Source organism: Bacillus cereus group sp. MG16, assembly GCF_040459875.1.
GTDB lineage: Bacteria > Bacillota > Bacilli > Bacillales > Bacillaceae_G > Bacillus_A > Bacillus_A paranthracis.
On record NZ_JARVHE010000001.1, the window covers coordinates 15703 to 36744 of the forward strand.

The window sequence follows — 21042 nt, forward strand, 5'->3', positions numbered from 1 at the left end:
TTTTAACAAAGAATGGAGGGAAATAGACATGGCAGGACGCAAAGGTGGACGTGCGAAACGTCGTAAGGTGTGTTTCTTCACAGCTAACGGCATCACTCGCATCGATTATAAAGATGTTGATTTATTAAAACGTTTCGTTTCTGAGCGTGGTAAAATTTTACCTCGTCGTGTAACAGGAACAAGCGCAAAATACCAACGCAAACTTACAGTTGCAATTAAACGTGCTCGTCAAATGGCACTTTTACCATATGTTGGTGAATAATAGCGTATGAAATGCACAGTAGAGTCGGACTCTACTGTGCATTTTGCTATGCTTTTCTTTTTTGAAAGAGAGGTTAAAATGTGAAGCAAGCGAGATTTATTACTGAAGGAGCCGCGTTGTTGGCTATATATGTAATGTTATTGTTTATATCTATGTATGTTCCGATTTTAGGTACAGTTGTAACGTTTGCGTTGCCGTTGCCATTTATATTGTTAACGATAAGATATAAATTATCGAATGTATTTGTAATTTTTACGGCTGCATTTTTAATTGCTGTTTTTGTAAGTCAGCCGATAGGTCTAGTAAAGACGGTCGTATTTGGGTTGATGGGTATTGTTTTAGGGTGCATGTATAAAAAACAAAGAAAGCCATTGGAGATTTTAATAACCGGTTCACTTGCATACTTAATCAGTATTATGTTCATTTATGTTGCCAGTATAAAGTTTTTTAACATAGATTTTATAAAGCAAATACAAAATATGTTTAATAAAAGCATAGTGCAAAGTGAAAAGATAGCAAGTGTTGCTGATATGCCGATTAGTAAAGAGCAAAAAGAGTTATTTGTACAAATGAATGATATATTACAAGCGGTATTCCCGAGTATACTTGTGATGGTTTCTGTATGTCTTTCTTGGATTACCATAATAATATCAGGTAGTGCTTTAAGAAAGCTAAAGCATGATGTTATACCTTGGCCTAAGTTCAAAGATATACAATTACCAAAGAGTATTGTTTGGTATTACGTTATATTTATTTTGCTATCAACTTTTATAAAAGTAGAACCGACATCATATTTACATATGGTATTTTCTAACCTATATGTCATATTTGCTTTATTACTAGTGCTGCAAGGCCTGACGTTTATCACTTTTTTAGCGCATAGCAAAGGTTTTACGAAAGGGGTTCCTATTATTAGTTTTATCGCCTGCATGTTTATCCCGATGCTGTTTCCTCTTGTGACAATCTTAGGTATAATTGATTTAGGGATTTCATTGCGTTCTAAAATAGGAGGATAAAATAATATTCCTTATACTATTTTAATCTGTATTACTAACTGGAAGATAAGTTAGTTTTACTTTATAGGAGTTGTATACATGCCTGAATTTTATAAGAAACAGTGGTTTTTATATCCTGTTTACGTATTGGCATTTTTTGTGTTTGTGCTCATTTCGATCCTCTGTTATTTTCATTTACTAATGGGGATAGTCTCCTTCTTTATTTTTTGTATCGTTCTTTTTGTTGTTGTACGATTTGAACTTACTTTCCAAAAGAATTTTGAAAAACATACGACAGATATGATTACAAGGGTAAAGAAAGTGAGTAATGAGGCATTTAACCAGATGCCGATTGGTATTTTGTTATACAATAAGGATTATGGGATTGATTGGGCAAATCCTTATTTATCTTCATGTCTGGGGCAGCATGCATTAGCTGGATGGCACCTTTATGATGTATCAGAAACGTTACTTCTTTTTATTAAGGGAGAAACATCCGATGATATAGTCTCTTTAAATAATCGAAAGTTTCGTGTCTTTGTAAGGAAAGAAGAAAAGTTAATTTATTTCTTTGATGTAACAGAACAAACAGAGATTGAAAAGATGTACGAGGATCAACGTACTGTTTTAGCTGTCATTTATTTAGATAATTATGATGAAGTTACACAAGGATTAGATGATCAATTACGTACGAATATAACAAGTCTTGTGACATCCCGTCTAAATGAATGGGCCGTTAAGTATGGGGCATATTTAAAACGTGCATCTTCGGAAAGATTCTTCGTTGTACTAAATGAAAGTATTTTAGCGCAGATGGAGAAAGGGAAATTTAGTATTTTAGACCAAGTACGTGAAGAAACATCCAAAAGAAATATACCACTTACATTAAGTGTAGGTGTTGGATCAGGTGATTTACCTTTATCCGAGCTTGGGGCGATGGCTCAATCAGGTCTAGACCTTGCGCTTGGGCGTGGTGGAGATCAAGTAGCTATTAAACAAGCGACAGGTAAAGTTAAGTTTTATGGTGGTAAGACAAATCCGGTGGAAAAACGTACTCGTGTACGTGCCAGAGTGATTTCGCATGCATTAAAGGATTTAGTATTAGAAAGTAGCAATGTCATTATAATGGGGCATAGGGCTCCTGATATGGACGCAATTGGTGCTGCGATTGGTATTTTAAAGGTAGCGCAATTAAATGAGCGCAAAGGATATATTGTGCTCGATGAAAATGATTCTGATAAGGGAATTAAGCGTTTAATGGATAAAGTGAAACAAAATGAAGAGTTATGGTCTCACTTTATTACACCAGAACAAGCGATGGAATTTGCAAATGATGATTCATTACTTGTTGTTGTTGATACGCATAAGCCTTCAATGGTGATGGAAGAAAAGCTGTTACGCAAAATTGAAAATGTAGTTGTTATTGACCATCATCGCCGAGGAGAAGATTTTATTGAAGATCCATTGCTTGTTTACATGGAGCCATACGCTTCTTCCACGGCGGAACTTGTTACGGAATTACTTGAATACCAACCGAAAAATTTAAAAATGACAATGTTAGAAGCAACAGCATTATTAGCAGGTATTATTGTTGATACGAAAAGCTTTACATTCCGGACAGGTGCTCGTACGTTTGATGCTGCTTCTTATTTACGCTCACATGGTGCAGATACTGTACTTGTACAAGAGCTTTTAAAAGAAGATATGGATCAGTATTTACGGGTTGCAAAAGCTATTAAAAATGCGTACATTTATAAAAATGGAATTGCGATTGCAAAAGTTGATAGCGATGATTACTACGATCAAGTGCTTATTGCGCAATCAGCGGACACATTATTAACAATGACAGGAATTATTGCATCATTTGTTATTGCAAAACGTGGCGAGAATTTCATTGGAATTAGCGGCAGGTCTTTAGGTGAAGTGAATGTGCAGCTAATTATGGAAAACTTAGGTGGTGGCGGGCATTTAACGAATGCAGCCACACAAATGAAAAATGTTACAGTAGATGAAGCTGAGGAGAAACTTCGATTTGTTATTGATGACTATTTACAGGGAGGCACACAATCATGAAAGTAATTTTTCTAAAAGACGTAAAAGGTAAAGGGAAAAAAGGGGAAGTAAAAAACGTACCAGATGGTTATGCAAATAACTTCTTACTAAAACAAGGATTAGCTGCTGAAGCGACGAATAGCAGTATGAAAACTTTAGAAGCTCAAAAGCGCAAAGAAGAAAAAGATGCAGCAGCAGAGCTTGAAAATGCAAAACAATTAAAAGAAACGTTAGAGAAATTAACTGTAGAATTAAAGGCTAAATCTGGAGAAGGCGGCCGTCTATTCGGTTCAATCACAAGTAAACAAATCGTAGATGCAATGCAAAAATCTCACAATATTAAACTTGATAAGCGTAAATTTGAAATGGATGATGCAATTCGTGCATTAGGCTATACAAACGTTACTGTGAAATTGCATCCGCAAGTAACAGCAACAGTAAAAGTTCATGTTAGTGAACAATAAAACTAAGTTAAGCAAGGAGGATTGCGTATGAGTGATGTAATGGCTGATCGTACCCCTCCGCATAATATAGAAGCTGAGCAGGCAGTCTTAGGTGCTATATTGATTGATCAGGATGCGTTAACATCAGCATCGGAACTATTAGTACCTGACTCATTTTATCGAACGAAACATCAAAAGATTTTTGAAGTCATGCTTGGTTTATCTGATAAGGGGGAGCCAATTGACTTAGTAATGATGACGTCAGCGATGGCTGATCAAGGATTACTAGAAGAAGTTGGTGGGGTTTCTTACTTAGCAGAATTAGCAGAAGTTGTTCCGACTGCTGCTAACGTAGAGTATTATGCAAGAATCATCGCTGAAAAAGCACTGTTACGTCGTTTAATTCGAACGGCGACTCATATTGTGTCTGATGGATATGAGAGAGAAGATGATGTGGATGGTCTTTTAAATGAGGCTGAGAAAAAAATATTAGAAGTATCTCATCAGACGAATGCGAAAGCATTCCAAAATATTAAAGACGTTCTTGTAGATGCTTACGATAAAATCGAACTTTTGCATAATCAAAAAGGTGAAGTGACCGGGATACCAACTGGATTTACTGAATTAGATAAGATGACGGCAGGGTTCCAGCGAAATGATTTAATCATCGTGGCGGCACGTCCGTCGGTAGGTAAAACGGCATTTTCATTAAATATCGCACAAAACGTAGCGACGAAAACGGATGAAAATGTAGCGATTTTTAGTCTAGAGATGGGTGCTGATCAGCTTGTTATGCGTATGCTTTGTGCAGAAGGGAATATTGATGCACAAAGACTTCGTACCGGATCGTTAACTTCTGATGATTGGGCGAAATTAACGATGGCAATGGGTAGCCTTTCTAATGCTGGTATTTATATTGATGATACGCCGGGGATTAAAGTAAATGAGATTCGAGCAAAATGTCGTAGATTAAAACAAGAACAGGGTCTTGGTATGATCTTGATTGACTACTTACAGCTTATTCAGGGAAGTGGGAAATCAGGAGAGAACCGTCAGCAGGAAGTATCTGAGATTTCTCGTACACTAAAAGGGATTGCGCGTGAATTACAAGTTCCTGTTATTGCCTTGTCACAGTTATCTCGTGGTGTAGAATCTCGTCAAGATAAACGTCCGATGATGTCTGATATTCGTGAATCGGGAAGTATCGAGCAGGATGCCGATATCGTAGCTTTCCTATATCGTGAAGATTACTATGACCGAGAAACGGAAAATAAAAATACGATTGAAATTATTATTGCAAAGCAGCGTAATGGTCCAGTAGGCTCAGTAGAGCTCGCATTCGTTAAAGAGTTCAATAAGTTCGTTAACTTAGAACGTCGTTTCGAAGATGGACATGCGCCGCCGGCATAACGATAGTATAAAAAAGAAACGCATTTCTTATAATAAGATGTGTTTCTTTTTTTTTATAGAAAAGATAAGGCTTTCATAGTGTGAAAATATAATTCTTACGAACGAAAAAGTTTTTTGATAAAAAAATGTTCGCTTTTTGGTTGACTTCTTTTTCGGTTTTGGTACAATTATATTGTTTGAATAGATCGTTTGAAAATTGCGGAGGTGCTTTAATAATGTCTTCAGTAGTAGTTGTAGGAACACAATGGGGCGACGAAGGAAAAGGTAAAATCACTGATTTTCTTTCTGAGCATGCGGAAGTAGTTGCAAGATATCAAGGTGGAAATAACGCAGGACATACAATTGTTTTTGGCGGAGTTAAATATAAATTACACTTAATTCCATCTGGTATTTTCTATAAAGAGAAAATTTGTGTAATCGGAAACGGCTTAGTAGTAGATCCGAAAGCATTGCTTGAAGAGTTAAAATACTTACACGATCGTGGTGTAAGTACTGATAATTTACGTGTAAGTAACCGTGCGCACGTTATTTTGCCTTATCACTTAAAACAAGATGAGTTAGAAGAAGCAAGTAAAGGTGATAACAAAATCGGTACAACGAAAAAAGGTATCGGTCCTGCATACATGGACAAAGCTGCTCGTATTGGTATTCGTATGGCTGATCTTTTAGACCGTGAAGCATTTAAAGAGAAGCTTGAGCGCAATTTAGCACAAAAAAATCGTTTGTTTGAAAAAATGTACGATACAGAAGGTTTCAGTGTAGAAGAAATCTTCGAAGAGTACTTCGAGTACGGACAACAAATCGCGCAATATGTGTGTGATACGTCTGTTGTATTAAATGATGCATTAGATAATAATCACCGTGTATTATTTGAAGGTGCACAAGGTGTTATGCTTGATATCGACCACGGTACGTATCCGTTCGTTACATCTTCTAACCCAATTGCTGGTGGTGTAACAGTTGGAACTGGAGTTGGCCCTGCAAAAGTTACTCGCGTCGTAGGTGTATGTAAAGCATATACAAGCCGCGTAGGTGATGGTCCGTTCCCTACTGAGCTTCATGACGAAATTGGTCATCAAATTCGTGAAGTTGGTCGTGAGTATGGAACGACAACTGGTCGTCCACGCCGCGTAGGTTGGTTTGATAGCGTTGTTGTAAGACATGCGCGTCGTGTTAGTGGTTTAACAGATTTATCATTAAACTCTATCGACGTTCTAACTGGTATTCCAACTCTTAAAATTTGTGTTGCTTACAAATACAATGGCGAAGTTATCGATGAAGTTCCAGCAAACTTAAACATTTTAGCGAAATGTGAGCCTGTATACGAAGAGCTTCCAGGTTGGACAGAAGATATTACTGGTGTAAGATCATTAGACGAACTTCCTGAGAATGCAAGAAAATACGTAGAACGTGTTTCTGAGTTAACAGGAATTCAATTATCTATGTTCTCAGTTGGACCAGATCGTAATCAAACGAATATCGTTCGTAACGTATACGAAGCTTAATTGATATTTTTAAGAAAAAACTCATGTCCGCATGAGTTTTTTCTTGTTTTTTATAAAAAATAAAAAAAGGTATTGCAAAAAATAAATAAAACATGTTATGATACATCTTGTCGTCACGAAAATATGACGTTGGTGAGTATGAGCCATTAGCTCAGTTGGTAGAGCATCTGACTTTTAATCAGAGGGTCGAAGGTTCGAGTCCTTCATGGCTCACCATTTTATTTTTCGTGGCCCGTTGGTCAAGTGGTTAAGACACCGCCCTTTCACGGCGGTAACACGGGTTCGAATCCCGTACGGGTCATGTTTTTTTATGTTCATTTTTGGTCCCGTGGTGTAGTGGTTAACATGCCTGCCTGTCACGCAGGAGATCGCCGGTTCGACCCCGGTCGGGACCGCCACTTTTGTTTATACCACCATTAGTGGTTTTATATATAGTTTTGGCTCGGTAGCTCAGTCGGTAGAGCAGAGGACTGAAAATCCTCGTGTCGGCGGTTCGATTCCGTCCCGAGCCACTCTCAGGATATTAAGTGGGCCCACTTAATATCCTTTTTATTTGTGTAATTTTACAAAATTGAGTAGTTATTTTAAAATAGAATGAGGAGCCTCTAGCAGTTGAAGCTAGAGGTTTTTCTATAGATCGTATAGGATTCCGTGTAAAAGTGGATCATACATGAGTCTGTGAGAATAGAGGAGAAAGTACTTAAGCAAAAGATGCGGTCATATAGGGACATACTATGTAGACATCAATGTGTTTAGGGATATTGACCATATTTGTACCCCGCTATTTAATGGGCAGTAAGGCCTCCACCTTAAAATTCAGCGAAAGCAAAGAAGTTAGGTGGAGGGAGGGCTGCCCGTGAAAGCCCAATTGGTGAGGGCTGATTAAAGCTTCACTTTATAAGGAGGAAATAAACGATGATGGGAAAGAAAATTTTAGTAGTTGATGATGAAAAGCCGATTGCGGATATTTTGAAGTTCAACCTAGAAAAAGAGGGTTTTGAAATTGTAATGGCGCATGATGGTGATGAAGCGATTGAAAAAGCGACTGAAGAACAGCCAGATATGGTTTTATTAGATATTATGCTACCAGGTAAGGATGGCTTAGAGGTTTGCCGTGAAATACGTAAAAGCTCAGAAATGCCAATTATTATGCTTACAGCGAAAGACTCTGAAATCGATAAAGTATTAGGTCTGGAGCTTGGGGCAGATGATTATGTAACGAAGCCATTTAGTACGAGGGAATTACTTGCTCGCGTGAAGGCGAATTTACGTCGCCATCAACAAGGTGGTGCTGCAGAAAAAGAAGAAAATACGGAAATGGTTATTGGACCAATTGTTATCAATCCAAATGCGTATAGTGTAACGAAACGTGAGGAAAATATTGAGCTTACACACCGTGAATTTGAGCTATTACATTATTTAGCAAAACATTTAGGTCAAGTTATGACACGTGAACATTTATTGCAAACAGTTTGGGGTTATGACTATTTTGGAGATGTACGTACAGTGGATGTAACAGTACGTCGTCTACGTGAAAAAATTGAAGATAATCCAAGTCATCCTACATTAATTGTCACTAGACGTGGAGTAGGGTATTACTTGCGTGACCCAGAGCAGGAATAGTATATGAAGAAAGTCGGTTTTTTTCAATCTATTCATTTAAAATTTGTACTCATATATATGCTATTAATATTGATAGCTATGCAAGTTATTGGAGTATATTTCGTAAGAGAGTTAGAAAAGAGTCTTGTACAAGGCTTTAGAGATTCTTTAACGCAACAAACGAACTTATTATCGTATAACTTGAAACAAGAGTTTAAAAAAAGTTATACAAAAGCAGAGACAGAGTCAACAGATGAAACGATTAAAACTTCCATTCGAAAATTTGCCTCTGATCGAAAGAAAGATATTCAAGAGGTAAGTGTATTTGATGCGAATAGAAAGCTGCTCGCTATTTCAGATGAGTCAAAGCAAAACAAGGTAAATAGAACATCAACTAATATAGCTGTTCAGCGGGTATTGGTACAAAAAAAACTAGAAGTGAAAATTGAGAAGGATAGTCGTACAGGTCACCGTGTACAAGTTATGATTACTCCTATTATGGATGATAACAACAAAGATGCCCTTGGTGTCATTTACGTTGTTGCATCTATGGAAGATGTTTATAAGCAGATGAAGGATATTAATCAAATCTTTGCGACCGGAACAGTTATTGCATTACTCGTAACAGCTGTACTTGGAATTTTGTTAGCTCAAACGATTACGAGGCCAATTTCTGATATGCGAAGACAAGCGATTGAAATGGCAAAAGGAAACTATTCAAGAAAAGTAAAAGTGCATAGCCATGATGAAATTGGACAATTAGCATTATCTTTCAATAATTTATCAAAAAAATTACAACAAGCTCGTTCTTCAACAGAAAGTGAAAGACGTAAATTGTCATCCGTATTATCACATATGACAGATGGAGTAATTGCTACTGACCGAAAAGGGGACATTATTTTATTAAATGATCCTGCGGAAAAGATGCTAAATGTTTCGCGTGAAACGGCGCTTGATCAATCTGTTTTAGAAGTATTGGGAATACAAGAAGAATTTACGCTCGATCATTTATACGAAGAGCCGGATTCTGTTTTATTAGATTTTAGTACGAGAAATGAGCCATATATTTTACGCGCTAGTTTCTCTGTTATTCAAAAAGAGACAGGGAAAGCAAATGGTTTAATTGCCGTATTATATGATGTGACTGAGCAGGAGCGTATAGAAAGAGAACGCCGCGAGTTTGTAGCAAACGTCTCTCATGAATTAAGAACGCCATTAACGACAATGCGCAGTTACTTAGAGGCACTTACAGACGGTGCGTGGCAAGATCCAAATATTGCACCACAATTTTTAACAGTTACACAAGAAGAAACAGAAAGAATGATTAGACTTGTAAATGCGTTATTGCAACTATCTAAACTCGATAGTACAGAACATCGTTTAATGAAAGAATGGGTCGACTTTACTGACTTCTTTAATAACATTATTGATCGTTTTGAAATGTCTAAAGAGCAAAACGTAAGCTTCAAACGATCCTTCTCTAAAAAATCTCGATTTATTGATATGGATACGGACAAAATTACGCAAGTATTGTATAACATTATTTCGAATGCATTAAAGTATTCACCAGAAGGTGGAACAGTAACATATCGTTTACGTGATCGCGGAGAATTATTGGAGATTAGTGTAAGTGATCAAGGAATGGGTATTCCGAAAGAAAACGTCGATAAAATCTTTGAACGTTTTTATCGCGTAGATAAAGCACGTTCAAGACAAATGGGCGGTACAGGACTTGGATTAGCAATTGCGAAAGAAATGATTGAGGCACATGGTGGCTCGATTTGGGCAAAGAGTGAGGAAGGAAAAGGGACAACGATTTATTTCACATTGCCTATGGCAGCAGATGAAGAGGACGAATGGGAATGAGTATGGAGAATGTTAAAACGATAGTTTTAATTAATTTAGTTGTAATTAGTCTATTTCTTACTTTTAACTTATGGACGTATGTGCCAGATTCCACATCTATGCAAAACGCAAAATTTGTACAGGGGAATGAGGGAAATACTCAAACGAAAATCGCTGATGTTGTCCGCCCTACTTCTATCATTGTGCATAAAGATAAAAATCATTACGGGAGCAAAAGAGAGGGAGATATAGAATCAATCTATAGAACTTTGGAAGCAGGGGAATTAAATGAGTTCAAAGAGATATCGATTGCTAAGGCTGACTTTCTTTCTTATGTGCATGGTGAAGGGAAAATTGAACTTATTTTCCCTACCAACATCCCATTTGATGCAGTTAAATCTATGTTTAGTATGAAAGAAAAAAGTATAGATAAGCCTAAACACTTTAATCGAATTATTCTTGACCCTTCTAGAAGTAGGGATCAAGAAATTAAAATTAATTTTGTTTCCGATGGTGATAACTCTAGAATATATGAAGCAAAATTAAGTGGTGTGTATTTAAAAGATGTTGTAAATGCACAAAATCAATTTATAGTATCAGCGAAACCTTATTTTGACTATCAAACTAATGATATGAAAAAGCTATTTTTACCAGATGGAACGACAGAATTAAGTAATATAACATATATTTCATCTAATTTGGCGGTTGATACATTTAAGAATGCTCTTTTTAGTGACCCACGTTATTTAAGCCCTATTATCGAGGGATCGAAAGAAATATTTACAGATGGTATTAGGTCTATGGAGATTGAAAATGATCAGCATATGCTAAAGTATAAAAATTCTTCTGTTTTAAGTGAGAAAAAGCCAGATAATTTAATGCTTTTACAAAAAAGTTTTGATTTTGTAAATGGTCACAGTGGGAGTTTGGATTCATATCGTTTGGACTATATGAATAAAGGACAGACAGTATTCCGCTTACAGGAAGATGGATATCCCGTATTCAATACTGATGGATTAGCTGAATTGAGACAAGTATGGGGATCAGAAGAAGTAATGGAATATGAAAGACCGTTGCTTTCTTTAAATACGAAAGGTATAGAGCAGAAGGTTACTCTTCCGTCAGGTCATGTTGTAATAGCATCCTTAGAAAATAATGCCGCGGTAGATAAAAGATCCATTAAAGACATTGGGATTGGATACAAATTATCACTAGATGGGCAAGTAGCGCGACTACAGCCAATTTGGTATGTAAAGTTTGTTGAAGATGAAGCTGGCAAACAAAAAATATATGAGTGGAATGAGGGGGGACTAAATGGATTGGGATCGGATTAAAACCATATTTATTGTGACCTTTTTTGTTTTGGACCTCTTTCTCATTTTTCAATTCATTCAAAAGCAAGATAGTAATCAATTGGAGCTTATTGCAGAAACGAAGATAGATCAAGAATTAAAAGCAAACAAAATTACTATGGGTAATTTCCCTAAAGAACCGAAAAAAGAGTCATTTATTAGGGCTGAAAACAAGGCATTTAAAGAAGAAGACATACAGTCTTTAAAAAATCAAACGGCGCATATACAAAATATGTACAAGATAGAAAGTAAGCTAAAAGAGCCCTTTTTAAATACAAAATCTTTATCCAAAGATAAGTATAATGATTTTTTGAAGAACTATGTATTAGATGGACAAAAGTATGAGTTTGGAGCGATGAAAGACTCTAAAATTTACTTTTTCCAAAAATATAAAGATAAGCCTATTTTCTATAACGATCAGGCAATGATTGTTGTGGAATTAAATGAAAAAAATGAACTTGTGTCGTACACGCAGACGATGTTAACAGATTTAAAAGAAATGGGCGAAAGTGAAAAAACGAAACAGCAAGAAATTATTACTGCCCAAACGGCTTTAGAAAATCTGTATTTAAAAAATAAAATTCATGGGAATACACATGTAAAAGAAGCGCAAATTGGTTATGCCAACCTTACCGCATCTACTTCTAATAACCAAGTACTTGCTCCAACGTGGAACTTAAAGACGGAGCAGAAGCAGGACTTCTTTGTAAATGCAATTGAAGGACAAGTTATGGAATTAGGGGAAAAGGAAAATCAAGTGGTTGATGAACATACTGGAGTGAGAAAGAATGGGTTTGCATTTTAGCGTACTTGCAAGTGGAAGTACAGGGAATATGCTATATGTAGGAACAGATGAAAAGAAGTTACTTGTCGATGCAGGTTTAAGTGGTAAAGCAACAGAGGCTTTATTTAAACAGGCAGAATTAAATATAAATGATGTATCGGGTATTCTTGTAACACATGAACATAGTGACCATATTAAAGGCTTAGGTGTATTGGCACGTAAATATGATTTACCTGTTTATGCAAATGAGAAAACATGGAATGCAATGGAACACTTAATAGGAAATATCCCAACTGAGCAAAAGTTTATTTTCTCAGTTGGGGATGTAAAAACATTCGGTGATATTGAGGTCGAGTCATTTGGAGTTTCACATGATGCGGCAGAGCCAATGTTCTATGCTTTTCATAACAATAATAGAAAGTTGGCTCTTATTACAGATACAGGATACGTGAGTGACCGTATGAAAGGTGTTATTAAGGGGGCTAATGCTTTCGTGTTTGAAAGCAATCATGACGTGGAAATGCTTCGTATGGGACGCTATCCATGGAGTATTAAGCGACGTATTTTAAGCGATGTGGGGCACGTTTGTAATGAAGATGCTGCATTAGCGATGGCGGATGTAATTACAGATGAGACAAAGCATATTTATTTAGCCCATTTAAGCTTAGATAATAACATGAAAGAACTAGCACGTATGTCAGTATCACAAGTATTAGAGGAAAAGGGATTTGGAGTGGGAGAAGCCTTTGAAATCCACGATACAGATCCAAAAATGCCGACAAAAATTCAATACGTATAATTCTTCATTTTAGTAAACAATAAAGGTGAATATAGTTGTTTTCAGGAAGATAGGTGAACAAATATGTCCTTTATTGATGGAGAAAATTATCGTATGAAACGTGCAAGAAAAAAGAAGCATAAAGGTATTGTTATTTCTAGTATAGCTGGAACAATTGTAGGAGCTTCGTTATTTGCATTTGGAGCTCCTTTATTTTCAAATGATGCAGGCGCGTTTCCGCAAGCTGAAGCAAGTGGAAGTAATATGGCGGAAGCTCAAGGCATTAAACAAATTAGCTTTGTCGATGCTGTTGATCGTGCATCTGAAGCTGTTGTTGGCGTTATTAATATTCAGCGAGATAATTTTTCAGAGGCAGATTCAGAAGCTGGTACAGGATCGGGTGTAATTTATAAAAAGACAGATGGCCAAGCTTACATTGTAACGAATAATCATGTTGTTGCTGGGGCAAATCGTATTGAAGTAAGTTTAAGTGACGGTAAGAAAGTTCCAGGAAAAGTATTAGGAACTGATGTAGTCACAGATTTGGCTGTACTAGAAATAGATGCAAAGTATGTGAAAAAAGTAATTGAGATTGGCGATTCTAATACTGTTCGTAGAGGAGAACCAGTCATTGCGATTGGAAACCCGCTCGGGCTACAATTTTCTGGAACTGTCACACAAGGTATTATCTCGGCTAATGAGCGTATTGTCCATGTAGATTTAGATCAAGATGGACATTATGATTGGCAAGTAGAAGTATTGCAAACAGACGCAGCAATTAATCCGGGTAATAGTGGTGGTGCGCTTGTAAACGCAGCAGGTCAATTAATTGGTATTAACTCAATGAAAATTGCGGCAAAAGAAGTAGAAGGAATTGGGCTAGCTATTCCTGTTACTAGAGCTGTTCCAATTATGAATGAATTAGAGAAGTACGGAAAAGTAAGAAGACCGTATGTTGGAATTGAACTGAGATCATTAAATGAAATTCCAAACTACTATTGGTCAAAAACATTGCATTTACCAGGCAATGTAACAGAGGGAGTTTGCATTTTAGATGTGAAAAGCCCTTCGCCAGGTACAGATGCTGGTTTGCGAGAACACGATGTGATTGTAGCAGTAGATGGGAAACCAGTTCGCGATATTATCGGATTCCGTACGGCCTTATATGATAAAAAAATTAATGATAAAATGACTCTTACGTTTTATCGTGGTACAAAACGAGCAACAACAACGGTTAAACTAGGCATTCAAAAGTATTAAAAACAGGAGGGCCTACCTCCTGTTTTCTATTGTAGAAAAGTGAGGTGAAGAATATGAACTTACCTTGTTGTTTAGAACATGTTGAATTAGCTTTAGATATTATTGTGGATGAGTGCGAAGTCGCGCCAGTTATTAACAATGTGGATAACTCAGAAAAAGAGAAAAAAACATGTGAATTTTGTCAAAATGAGGCGACATATGTTGTATCGAACACAGATTCTCACACAATATGTGGGTAACAATTGTGGATATGTGGATAAGTTATGTGGATAACATGTTTGTAAGGTGGGGAATACGTGTGAATATCTCGATTATTTCAATTGGGAAATTAAAAGAAAAATATTTAAAACAAGGTATAGCAGAATACTTAAAACGATTATCTGCATACGCAAAAGTAGAAGTAATTGAATTGCCAGATGAAAAGGCACCAGAAAATTTAAGTGAAGCAGAAATGTTAATTGTAAAAGAAAAAGAAGGTATACGTATACTAGATAAAATTTCTGATGATACGCATGTCATTGCGTTAGCGATAGAAGGAAAGCAAAAATCATCAGAAGAATTTGCAGTAAGCTTAGATCGTCTTGCTACATATGGGAAGAGTAAAGTTGCCTTTGTAATTGGCGGATCACTTGGACTAAGTTCAGAAGTAATGAAGCGTTCAAATGAATCTCTTTCTTTTTCAAAGATGACGTTACCACACCAATTAATGCGATTAGTATTGCTTGAGCAAGTGTATAGGGCGTTTCGGATTAATCGTGGGGAACCGTACCACAAGTGATAGTAAAGCAGAAAGTAGAATTAGAAATTCTAGCGGACGTTTTTTAAGAATAAACTTTAATTATAAGCGAATAAAAAATAAACAAGCTGAATTTTTAATCAGCTTGTTTATTTTCACTAGCAGTATGTCGTAATTCTATATAAAGTGTATTCATAAATTTTTCACTTTGCATATAGCTAAGTCCATATTTGTCTTTGCTGTTCCGTAGTTTTTTAAAAATGTATTCAAGGTAATTGCAATCAAAAAAGGAAGCATCCACCTTAACTTTTGGAACTTTCCATATATTAACGTTGTATTTTGTTATATATTTCTGTTGACCTAGTATTAATATCGTCATTTTATATAGGAAATATTTACTTACTTTAGGATTTATACGAAACTCATTTTCTAGTACAGAATATAAAGGATTATCTCTAAGAAAAGGAGTATTACTAACTTCTTCTTTAAGATAATTAGAGGAAAATTTATTAAATACATTTTTTACTTGATAATCCTCAAAACTTGTTACTAAAAACTTTACCAAGAAACCTGTGCAATTATATAAAGATAGCTCAATACTTTTAGATATAGCTTGTAATATTAGATAGATACAGGTTGATACATTTAAATTATGCCCTTGATCATGTTGATTATCTTCTACATTTCTGCTGAATAGTTCTATAGCTTCTAATTCTTTAATAGAGTAGTTATTACTTTTTGGTATTTTAAAATCAGAACTGTTATCTTTTGTTATAAATCGAATTAAAGAGTAGCAGAGATTAGATAGGTAACCAACATTATTCTTTTCTAATGCTTTTATAATAAGCGAAATATAAGTTCTTAATATTCCCTCTAATTGTTGTTCTTCTAAATCATAGTTGATTTTTTCGATTTTATCCAATAGTAAATGTATTGAGATATCATTTCTTTCGAATAAAAACAAGGCTAGTGTATTTAAATTTATAAAATAAAGAGCTGTCATTTTAGCTAAGTCATCGTTGGATGTTTTAGTAGATATATGTTGATTTTGTAAAGGTATATAGTTTAAAAGCTCATTTATACATTTTTTTCCGTATTTAAATTTATGATCCTTTATTAGTTTGATTATTAGGCTAATATGATTTTGAAGTATAGTATTATACAAACTTAATTGTTGTTCTTCATGTTCAGAGATTAAATAACCATGTTTAGGTTGAGTGTCAAAGGTCTTCATACGTGAACTGTTTAAAAGGTAATCCAAACTTTTAAACCACTCTTCAAGATTTTCATCAGCATTTTTTCCTAAATCCTTTATACAAACATAGGTAAGCATTTGATAAATACTGTCTATTTGATAACCAATTGTTTTGTATAAGGATTTTGATGAAATTTTGCAATAAGTAAGCATGAGATAATTAAATCTAACTTTTTTAATTTTTCTTTTTAATGCTTGTTCTACATTAATAGAATTAAAAAAGGAAATGGTCATTGCTATTAAAAATAAGAAGGATAATACCAATAAAATAGCAAAGCACCCAATATAAGTAGCATATTTATATGTAAAAGTAAGTGTAGAGGTAGTTATGTTTTCGGATTCTAATAATCCAAGAGTATACGTACCTACCCATAACGTAGAAGTAGAGCCTAATAAAAAATATATTAAATATAAATAATTTTCATTTAAATTTAATGATGACTCAGACATATTCTTTTGTTCACGATAAATAAAGTAGAAAAAAGGTATGCTCAGAGGTAAAATGTACCCTATAGAATAGACACTTAAAAAAAAGTCTATTCTATAGGGTCTTTCTTGTATAATGAGAGAAAAATGAGAATCGGAGAAATTTCAAAATGACGAAAAAACTGTTCACAGAAAAAGAAGTTCAAGCACTATCAAAGAATCGATACGTAAAATCAGTCAGTCAGAAAGGGATTACTTATACAGATGAATTCAAACGTATTTTTATTGAAGAAAATGAAAAAGGAAAACCACCTCGTATTATTTTTGAAGAATGTGGATTTGATATAGATGTCATCGGTCTACAACGTGTTGTATCATCAGGAAATCGATGGCGTACTTCCTATAAGGAAAGGGGGGTATTTGGTTTAAGAGATACACGTAAGGATAACTCCGGAAGAAAGTCAGAGAAAGAACTTACATTAGAAGAGAAATATGCACGTTTAGAAGCGGAACGAAACTTATTAAAAGCTGAAAATGAATTATTAAAAAAGATCAAGCTTATGGAAGGGAGGATGGGAAAGAAATAAGGTTACACCCCAGTCAGAAATACATCTTAATTCGTACTATTATTGAAAGGTATAACCTGAAAAATATGGTGAGATATTTGTGTGAGATCGCTGGTGTTTCGCGCTCTGGATACTATCATTATTTTTCCGCTACTGCTCAAAGTCAGCGAGAGAAAAGAATGCATCAAGATGAAATGGCGAAAGAGCTCATAGTAAAGGCATTTCAATTTAAAAACCGAAAGAAAGGGGCTCGTCAAATTAAAATGACATTGGCGGGTCAATTTCAAGTTGTTTACAATTTAAAACGCATCCGAAGAATCATGAAAAAATATGGAATTGTCTGTCCCATTCGGAAAGCGAATCCCTATAAAAGAATGTTGAAAGCGACGAAAGAACACTTTGTAGTACCTAATCAATTAAAACGAGAATTCAGGCAAGGTATACCTGGAAAGGTACTTCTTACAGATATCACATACCTGTTTTATGGCAAAAATCAGAAAGGATACTTATCTACCATTCTAGACGGGTCTACGAATGAAGTTTTGGCTTATCATGTTTCAGAACGGCTTACTCTAGATATCGCAACGACAACTCTTCGTAAACTAAAGAGGAATAAGAAAGTGGAATTAACACCAGATGCATATATTCATTCAGATCAAGGAGCTCATTACACAAGCCCTACCTATCAAAAGTTGGTCAAAAAATTAAAGCTAGGACAATCCATGTCAAGACGAGGAAACTGTTGGGATAATGCCCCTCAAGAATCCTTTTTTGGGCACTTTAAAGATGAAGCACACATAAAAACTTGTACATCTTTCACTCAGTTAAAACAAGAAATTAAAGACTATATGAAATACTATAATCAACACCGCTATCAGTGGAATTTAAAGAAGATGACCCCTGTTGAATACAGAAATCATCTTCTTGATGCCGCCTAACTTTTTTTAAAATGTCCTTTACAAAGGGTACGGATTAAGGTACCATAAATTTTATAAATTGAGTAAGTGAGCTAATTAAATCTAAAGTAAGTTTATCATTTGGATAATTAATGCCGATAATTTTATATACATTAGGTAAGTTAACTAAACTTACATTAAAAAGTTTAATACTCAAAATGATAATACCAAGCATTATAAAAGGTAGCCACCAAGATTTAACTATTTTTCGTATTAAAACTAAGATACTGAAAATAAAAGTGGCGAAAACTTCAAAAATAAATCTAGTAAACTTTATAAGAAAATCTTTCGCTTCGAATTTGGTGATAAATGTATAAATTTTTGAAGCCATAAAATTTATTATGGTATTTATACGTTGAGGAGGAAGGAAAAATCTTATAACCAAAATTAGAAGTAGTATTATTATTAGGTCAGATAGTATCTGATTTACATTTATATCTATTGGAAACTTCTTGTCTACATATGTTTGATATGTAATTAAATCTGCGAAAAACCCCATTATAACCTCCTAAAAAAACAGGTAAATTATACGATTTAGGTATAACTTACCTGTTTCTGATTAACTATAATATTTAAGCATATCTTGTTTTTCAATTATTGTATTCGCACGCTCGTTATCACCGAATCCCTTACGCGGATCAATCCATGGAGACTCTTGATGTGTTTTGTTTTCCAAGTATTTTCCATCTTTATCTCCAAATAATAACCAGACAATGTCTAAAATGCGTGTATACTTTTCATCAATGTTCGGTTTTTTATCAATTTGCGGAATTGAAGAAGATCCAAATTTATTATAGGAATAGTATAAATCTGGACAAACAGGGCCATGAACCCAAGCTTGAAAGTCTTCAGTAAATAATGGTTCTTGATTAATTTTCATATATATAGCTTCTGTATAATAAACTAATTTTTGTAATTTTAAATGTGTAATTTCTTTATCTGTGCCAGGTATACTTAGATAGCGGAAGTATTCTGCAACTTCAAAGACTGTTGGAGCACGCATAATAATTCCCTCCCTCCCTATATAATAATTATATAGTTATTGGTGTAATTTGTCATTAATATTCTTATTTGTATGTAAGATATTACAAATTTAATTTTATATTAGTATATGTTGTTAATTGCTAATTAATTCAAATTTTTCGCTCCTTAGTAAAAAGGTAATAGCCCTCCATATTATGGAGGGCTATTTATTGTGGAAATCAAAATCGATTATTTCTCTAATATCTTTAATATCAAAAGTTTCCGCAATCTTTTCTATATGTCTAAAATTAATATTTTGTCTTTTTTGATTAGCCAACTCACTTAAGGCTGCGTGGCGAATATCTGTTAATCTTGATAATTCTCTTAAGGATATTCCTTTTTCTTTAGTTAGTTCATTTATTTTTACTATAACTTTTTGAGCCATCTTTATCCCTACCCAACTTTTATCAGTTGACCTTATGGAGAAAGATAACATATAATTTTTCATATAGTGGTACGCATTAGCGTACCGAATTTAATGAGAATAATCCCTTTTGTAAAGAAAAGATAGAGGGTAATTAATAAAATGTGAAATCTGTCGAATTTATGCTTATTAAAGAAGGATAAACAATAAATATGAAGAAAATATTGTAAAAATATGGATTTTAATAAAGTGACAGGAGGGAGAAAGATGCAGGAATTACCAGCTATAGAGGAAAAAAAGAAAAAGTCTATGTGGAAACGAAGAAGTATTTGGGTAATTGGTGTAATAGTTATTATAGTTTTGATTTTAAAATTAGGAAATTTTAGTGATACGCCCAAAGGGCTGGATAAGGAATTTTATAATAATGCTCTTAAAGCTTTCAATGAGATTAATTATGTTGTAGAAGAGAATAAACCCGTTAAAAGTGATGGGCGAGTTCAGTGGGTAGGTGAGCAACTAATTGATATGGATAAAGCTCCTTCAAAGTTTAGTAAAGAGGAAAAAGAGCTACTTAAAGGATTACAACTTTTAGTTAGTACTGCGACTATGATAGTGTCACACAATGAACGTATAGAGGTTCTAGATGATGAGTCAATTAAAAACGTAGAAAAAAATTATTGGTCTATACGTTCGGTAGTGGCGGAACGTCTTAATATAAAGGATAAAATAAAAAGTAATTCGTTAAATTCATTGACTTCCTCGGACGCTAAGGAAGAAGAAAATAAGTTGCAGAATGAAGTGAAAGAGGAATTTAAGAAAGAAGATAACTCATCAGTTCTTTCAGGTTCTTCTGATAGTATTAATGAAATAGATGATTACGGAGTAACTAAATTGGCACGGGTTTCAGGTGAGGGGGATATCGAAGGAGTCAAAGGATTATTAAAGCAAGGCGCTGATCCTAATTTGTACGAAGGACATGGAGAACCACCTTTAATTTGGGCAGCTCGGTCTAACCAAGATAATATAGTGAAAATACTATTAGAAGCTGGAGCTAATCCGAATATAAAATCGGCAAATGGTATTACACCTTTAATGATTGCAAAAGAAGAAGGGGCGAATGTTATTATTAAATATTTATTAGAGTATGGAGCGGAAGAATAACTATTTAATATGTAACTAATTGTTAATTTAATTAATTTTTATTTTTTGAAGGCTTCTTTATTTTAATAAGTATATATAGTTCTCTCGATAAATTGTTGAAAATGAAAAAATTAACAAGTTGTTGATTTTGTAAGGACGAAGTCCCTCTGCGTAGCAGAGAGAAAGTATAAAGATTATTTGTAAAGAAGTTAGTCGGGAAATTTTAGGAGGTGAAAAGGTTTTTGATTATATAAATGAAAGTTTACTTGGTTATACATAAAGGAGAGT

At 34.6% G+C, this 21042-nt stretch carries 20 protein-coding genes and 4 tRNA genes; 20 read left to right on the top strand and 4 right to left on the bottom strand.

What is annotated here, in order from left to right; translation table 11 throughout:
- Positions 1-28: 28 nt before the first annotated feature.
- The 18 genes from rpsR to rlmH all read left to right on the top strand — a co-directional run bounded on the left by rpsR (position 29) and on the right by rlmH (position 15066).
- Entirely contained in the window at positions 29-262 is a 234-nt protein-coding gene (gene rpsR, locus QCI73_RS00095) for a 30S ribosomal protein S18 (protein WP_000918873.1), read from the top strand.
- Between the two features lie 80 nt (positions 263-342).
- Positions 343-1278 (top strand): YybS family protein, encoded by a 936-nt coding sequence (locus QCI73_RS00100; protein ID WP_353822313.1) that lies wholly within the window; start codon positions 343-345, stop codon positions 1276-1278.
- Positions 1279-1356: 78 nt separating this feature from the next.
- Positions 1357-3330: a DHH family phosphoesterase gene (locus tag QCI73_RS00105; protein WP_001113897.1), complete on the top strand. Its 1974-nt coding sequence runs from the start codon at positions 1357-1359 to the stop codon at positions 3328-3330.
- Positions 3327-3773: a 50S ribosomal protein L9 gene (gene rplI / locus QCI73_RS00110; protein WP_000864231.1), complete on the top strand. Its 447-nt coding sequence runs from the start codon at positions 3327-3329 to the stop codon at positions 3771-3773. The genes QCI73_RS00105 and rplI overlap by 4 nt, the downstream gene beginning before the upstream one ends.
- A 27-nt stretch (positions 3774-3800) precedes the next feature.
- Positions 3801-5162 carry a replicative DNA helicase gene (dnaB, locus tag QCI73_RS00115; RefSeq protein WP_001286244.1) on the top strand — a complete coding sequence of 454 codons (1362 nt, stop codon included), beginning with the start codon at positions 3801-3803 and terminating at the stop codon, positions 5160-5162.
- Positions 5163-5377: 215 nt separating this feature from the next.
- Positions 5378-6667 carry an adenylosuccinate synthase gene (locus tag QCI73_RS00120; RefSeq protein WP_000100224.1) on the top strand — a complete coding sequence of 430 codons (1290 nt, stop codon included), beginning with the start codon at positions 5378-5380 and terminating at the stop codon, positions 6665-6667.
- 140 nt (positions 6668-6807) lie between these two features.
- A tRNA-Lys gene (locus QCI73_RS00125) sits at positions 6808-6883 on the top strand.
- Positions 6884-6896: 13 nt separating this feature from the next.
- Positions 6897-6968, top strand: a tRNA-Glu gene (locus QCI73_RS00130).
- Between the two features lie 21 nt (positions 6969-6989).
- Positions 6990-7065 (top strand) — tRNA-Asp (locus tag QCI73_RS00135).
- 41 nt (positions 7066-7106) lie between these two features.
- A tRNA-Phe gene (locus QCI73_RS00140) sits at positions 7107-7179 on the top strand.
- Positions 7180-7582: 403 nt separating this feature from the next.
- A complete protein-coding gene (walR, locus tag QCI73_RS00145) occupies positions 7583-8290 on the top strand; it encodes a cell wall metabolism DNA-binding response regulator WalR (protein ID WP_000971872.1) in 708 nt (235 codons plus the stop codon).
- A 3-nt stretch (positions 8291-8293) separates the two neighbouring features.
- Positions 8294-10135 (top strand): cell wall metabolism sensor histidine kinase WalK, encoded by a 1842-nt coding sequence (gene walK, locus QCI73_RS00150; protein ID WP_353822314.1) that lies wholly within the window; start codon positions 8294-8296, stop codon positions 10133-10135.
- Complete coding sequence (locus tag QCI73_RS00155; RefSeq protein ID WP_353822315.1) at positions 10132-11448, top strand: YycH family regulatory protein; 1317 nt, start codon at positions 10132-10134, stop codon at positions 11446-11448. Before walK ends, QCI73_RS00155 begins: the two co-directional genes overlap by 4 nt.
- Positions 11429-12271, top strand: a complete 843-nt coding sequence (locus tag QCI73_RS00160; RefSeq protein WP_000383723.1) for a two-component system regulatory protein YycI — start codon at positions 11429-11431, stop codon at positions 12269-12271. Before QCI73_RS00155 ends, QCI73_RS00160 begins: the two co-directional genes overlap by 20 nt.
- Positions 12255-13049: an MBL fold metallo-hydrolase gene (locus QCI73_RS00165; RefSeq protein WP_000522836.1), complete on the top strand. Its 795-nt coding sequence runs from the start codon at positions 12255-12257 to the stop codon at positions 13047-13049. The genes QCI73_RS00160 and QCI73_RS00165 overlap by 17 nt, the downstream gene beginning before the upstream one ends.
- A gap of 63 nt (positions 13050-13112) precedes the next feature.
- On the top strand, positions 13113-14288 hold the full coding sequence (locus tag QCI73_RS00170) for a S1C family serine protease (RefSeq protein WP_353822316.1): 1176 nt from the start codon (positions 13113-13115) through the stop codon (positions 14286-14288).
- A gap of 53 nt (positions 14289-14341) precedes the next feature.
- Positions 14342-14527, top strand: coding sequence for a CxxH/CxxC protein (locus tag QCI73_RS00175; protein WP_001052827.1), 186 nt, complete (start codon positions 14342-14344; stop codon positions 14525-14527).
- Positions 14528-14586: 59 nt separating this feature from the next.
- Positions 14587-15066, top strand: a complete 480-nt coding sequence (gene rlmH / locus QCI73_RS00180) for a 23S rRNA (pseudouridine(1915)-N(3))-methyltransferase RlmH (RefSeq protein ID WP_001027003.1) — start codon at positions 14587-14589, stop codon at positions 15064-15066.
- Positions 15067-15160: 94 nt separating this feature from the next.
- On the opposite strand, the gene QCI73_RS00185 is transcribed toward rlmH, so the two are convergent.
- A complete protein-coding gene (locus tag QCI73_RS00185) occupies positions 15161-16729 on the bottom strand; it encodes a hypothetical protein (RefSeq protein ID WP_353822317.1) in 1569 nt (522 codons plus the stop codon).
- A 146-nt stretch (positions 16730-16875) separates the two neighbouring features.
- Between QCI73_RS00185 and QCI73_RS00190 the strand changes: the two genes are divergently transcribed.
- Positions 16876-18209, top strand: a protein-coding gene (locus QCI73_RS00190) for an IS3 family transposase (protein WP_416274065.1) whose coding sequence is annotated in 2 segments (ribosomal slippage) — positions 16876-17260 and positions 17260-18209 — 1335 coding nt in all. Because the reading frame shifts where the segments join, the coding sequence is not laid out codon by codon here.
- A 34-nt stretch (positions 18210-18243) separates the two neighbouring features.
- Here the strand turns inward: QCI73_RS00190 and QCI73_RS00195 are convergent.
- From QCI73_RS00195 to QCI73_RS00205, 3 genes are all read right to left on the bottom strand, one after another.
- Positions 18244-18726 carry a hypothetical protein gene (locus QCI73_RS00195; protein WP_353822318.1) on the bottom strand — a complete coding sequence of 161 codons (483 nt, stop codon included), beginning with the start codon at positions 18724-18726 and terminating at the stop codon, positions 18244-18246.
- Positions 18727-18786: 60 nt separating this feature from the next.
- Complete coding sequence (locus tag QCI73_RS00200; protein ID WP_353822319.1) at positions 18787-19230, bottom strand: Panacea domain-containing protein; 444 nt, start codon at positions 19228-19230, stop codon at positions 18787-18789.
- Between the two features lie 183 nt (positions 19231-19413).
- Complete coding sequence (locus QCI73_RS00205; protein WP_353822320.1) at positions 19414-19635, bottom strand: helix-turn-helix domain-containing protein; 222 nt, start codon at positions 19633-19635, stop codon at positions 19414-19416.
- 246 nt (positions 19636-19881) lie between these two features.
- Here QCI73_RS00205 and QCI73_RS00210 point away from each other — a divergent pair, with 246 nt between their 5' ends.
- Positions 19882-20775 (top strand): ankyrin repeat domain-containing protein, encoded by an 894-nt coding sequence (locus tag QCI73_RS00210; RefSeq protein ID WP_353822321.1) that lies wholly within the window; start codon positions 19882-19884, stop codon positions 20773-20775.
- The last annotated feature ends 267 nt before the right edge of the window (positions 20776-21042 follow it).

Excerpts from the sequence above, each read along its gene's own strand:
- walR (WP_000971872.1), top strand. The coding sequence starts at position 7,583 with ATGATGGGAAAGAAAATTTTAGTAGTTGATGATGAAAAGCCGATTGCG.
- QCI73_RS00170 (WP_353822316.1), top strand. The coding sequence starts at position 13,113 with ATGTCCTTTATTGATGGAGAAAATTATCGTATGAAACGTGCAAGAAAA.
- rpsR (WP_000918873.1), top strand. The coding sequence starts at position 29 with ATGGCAGGACGCAAAGGTGGACGTGCGAAACGTCGTAAGGTGTGTTTC.
- QCI73_RS00175 (WP_001052827.1), top strand. The coding sequence starts at position 14,342 with ATGAACTTACCTTGTTGTTTAGAACATGTTGAATTAGCTTTAGATATT.
- QCI73_RS00160 (WP_000383723.1), top strand. The coding sequence starts at position 11,429 with ATGGATTGGGATCGGATTAAAACCATATTTATTGTGACCTTTTTTGTT.
- QCI73_RS00185 (WP_353822317.1), bottom strand. The coding sequence starts at position 16,729 with ATGTCTGAGTCATCATTAAATTTAAATGAAAATTATTTATATTTAATA.
- rplI (WP_000864231.1), top strand. The coding sequence starts at position 3,327 with ATGAAAGTAATTTTTCTAAAAGACGTAAAAGGTAAAGGGAAAAAAGGG.
- QCI73_RS00165 (WP_000522836.1), top strand. The coding sequence starts at position 12,255 with ATGGGTTTGCATTTTAGCGTACTTGCAAGTGGAAGTACAGGGAATATG.
- QCI73_RS00105 (WP_001113897.1), top strand. The coding sequence starts at position 1,357 with ATGCCTGAATTTTATAAGAAACAGTGGTTTTTATATCCTGTTTACGTA.
- walK (WP_353822314.1), top strand. The coding sequence starts at position 8,294 with ATGAAGAAAGTCGGTTTTTTTCAATCTATTCATTTAAAATTTGTACTC.
- QCI73_RS00120 (WP_000100224.1), top strand. The coding sequence starts at position 5,378 with ATGTCTTCAGTAGTAGTTGTAGGAACACAATGGGGCGACGAAGGAAAA.
- QCI73_RS00155 (WP_353822315.1), top strand. The coding sequence starts at position 10,132 with ATGAGTATGGAGAATGTTAAAACGATAGTTTTAATTAATTTAGTTGTA.
- QCI73_RS00200 (WP_353822319.1), bottom strand. The coding sequence starts at position 19,230 with ATGCGTGCTCCAACAGTCTTTGAAGTTGCAGAATACTTCCGCTATCTA.
- QCI73_RS00195 (WP_353822318.1), bottom strand. The coding sequence starts at position 18,726 with ATGGGGTTTTTCGCAGATTTAATTACATATCAAACATATGTAGACAAG.
- QCI73_RS00210 (WP_353822321.1), top strand. The coding sequence starts at position 19,882 with ATGCAGGAATTACCAGCTATAGAGGAAAAAAAGAAAAAGTCTATGTGG.
- QCI73_RS00205 (WP_353822320.1), bottom strand. The coding sequence starts at position 19,635 with ATGGCTCAAAAAGTTATAGTAAAAATAAATGAACTAACTAAAGAAAAA.
- dnaB (WP_001286244.1), top strand. The coding sequence starts at position 3,801 with ATGAGTGATGTAATGGCTGATCGTACCCCTCCGCATAATATAGAAGCT.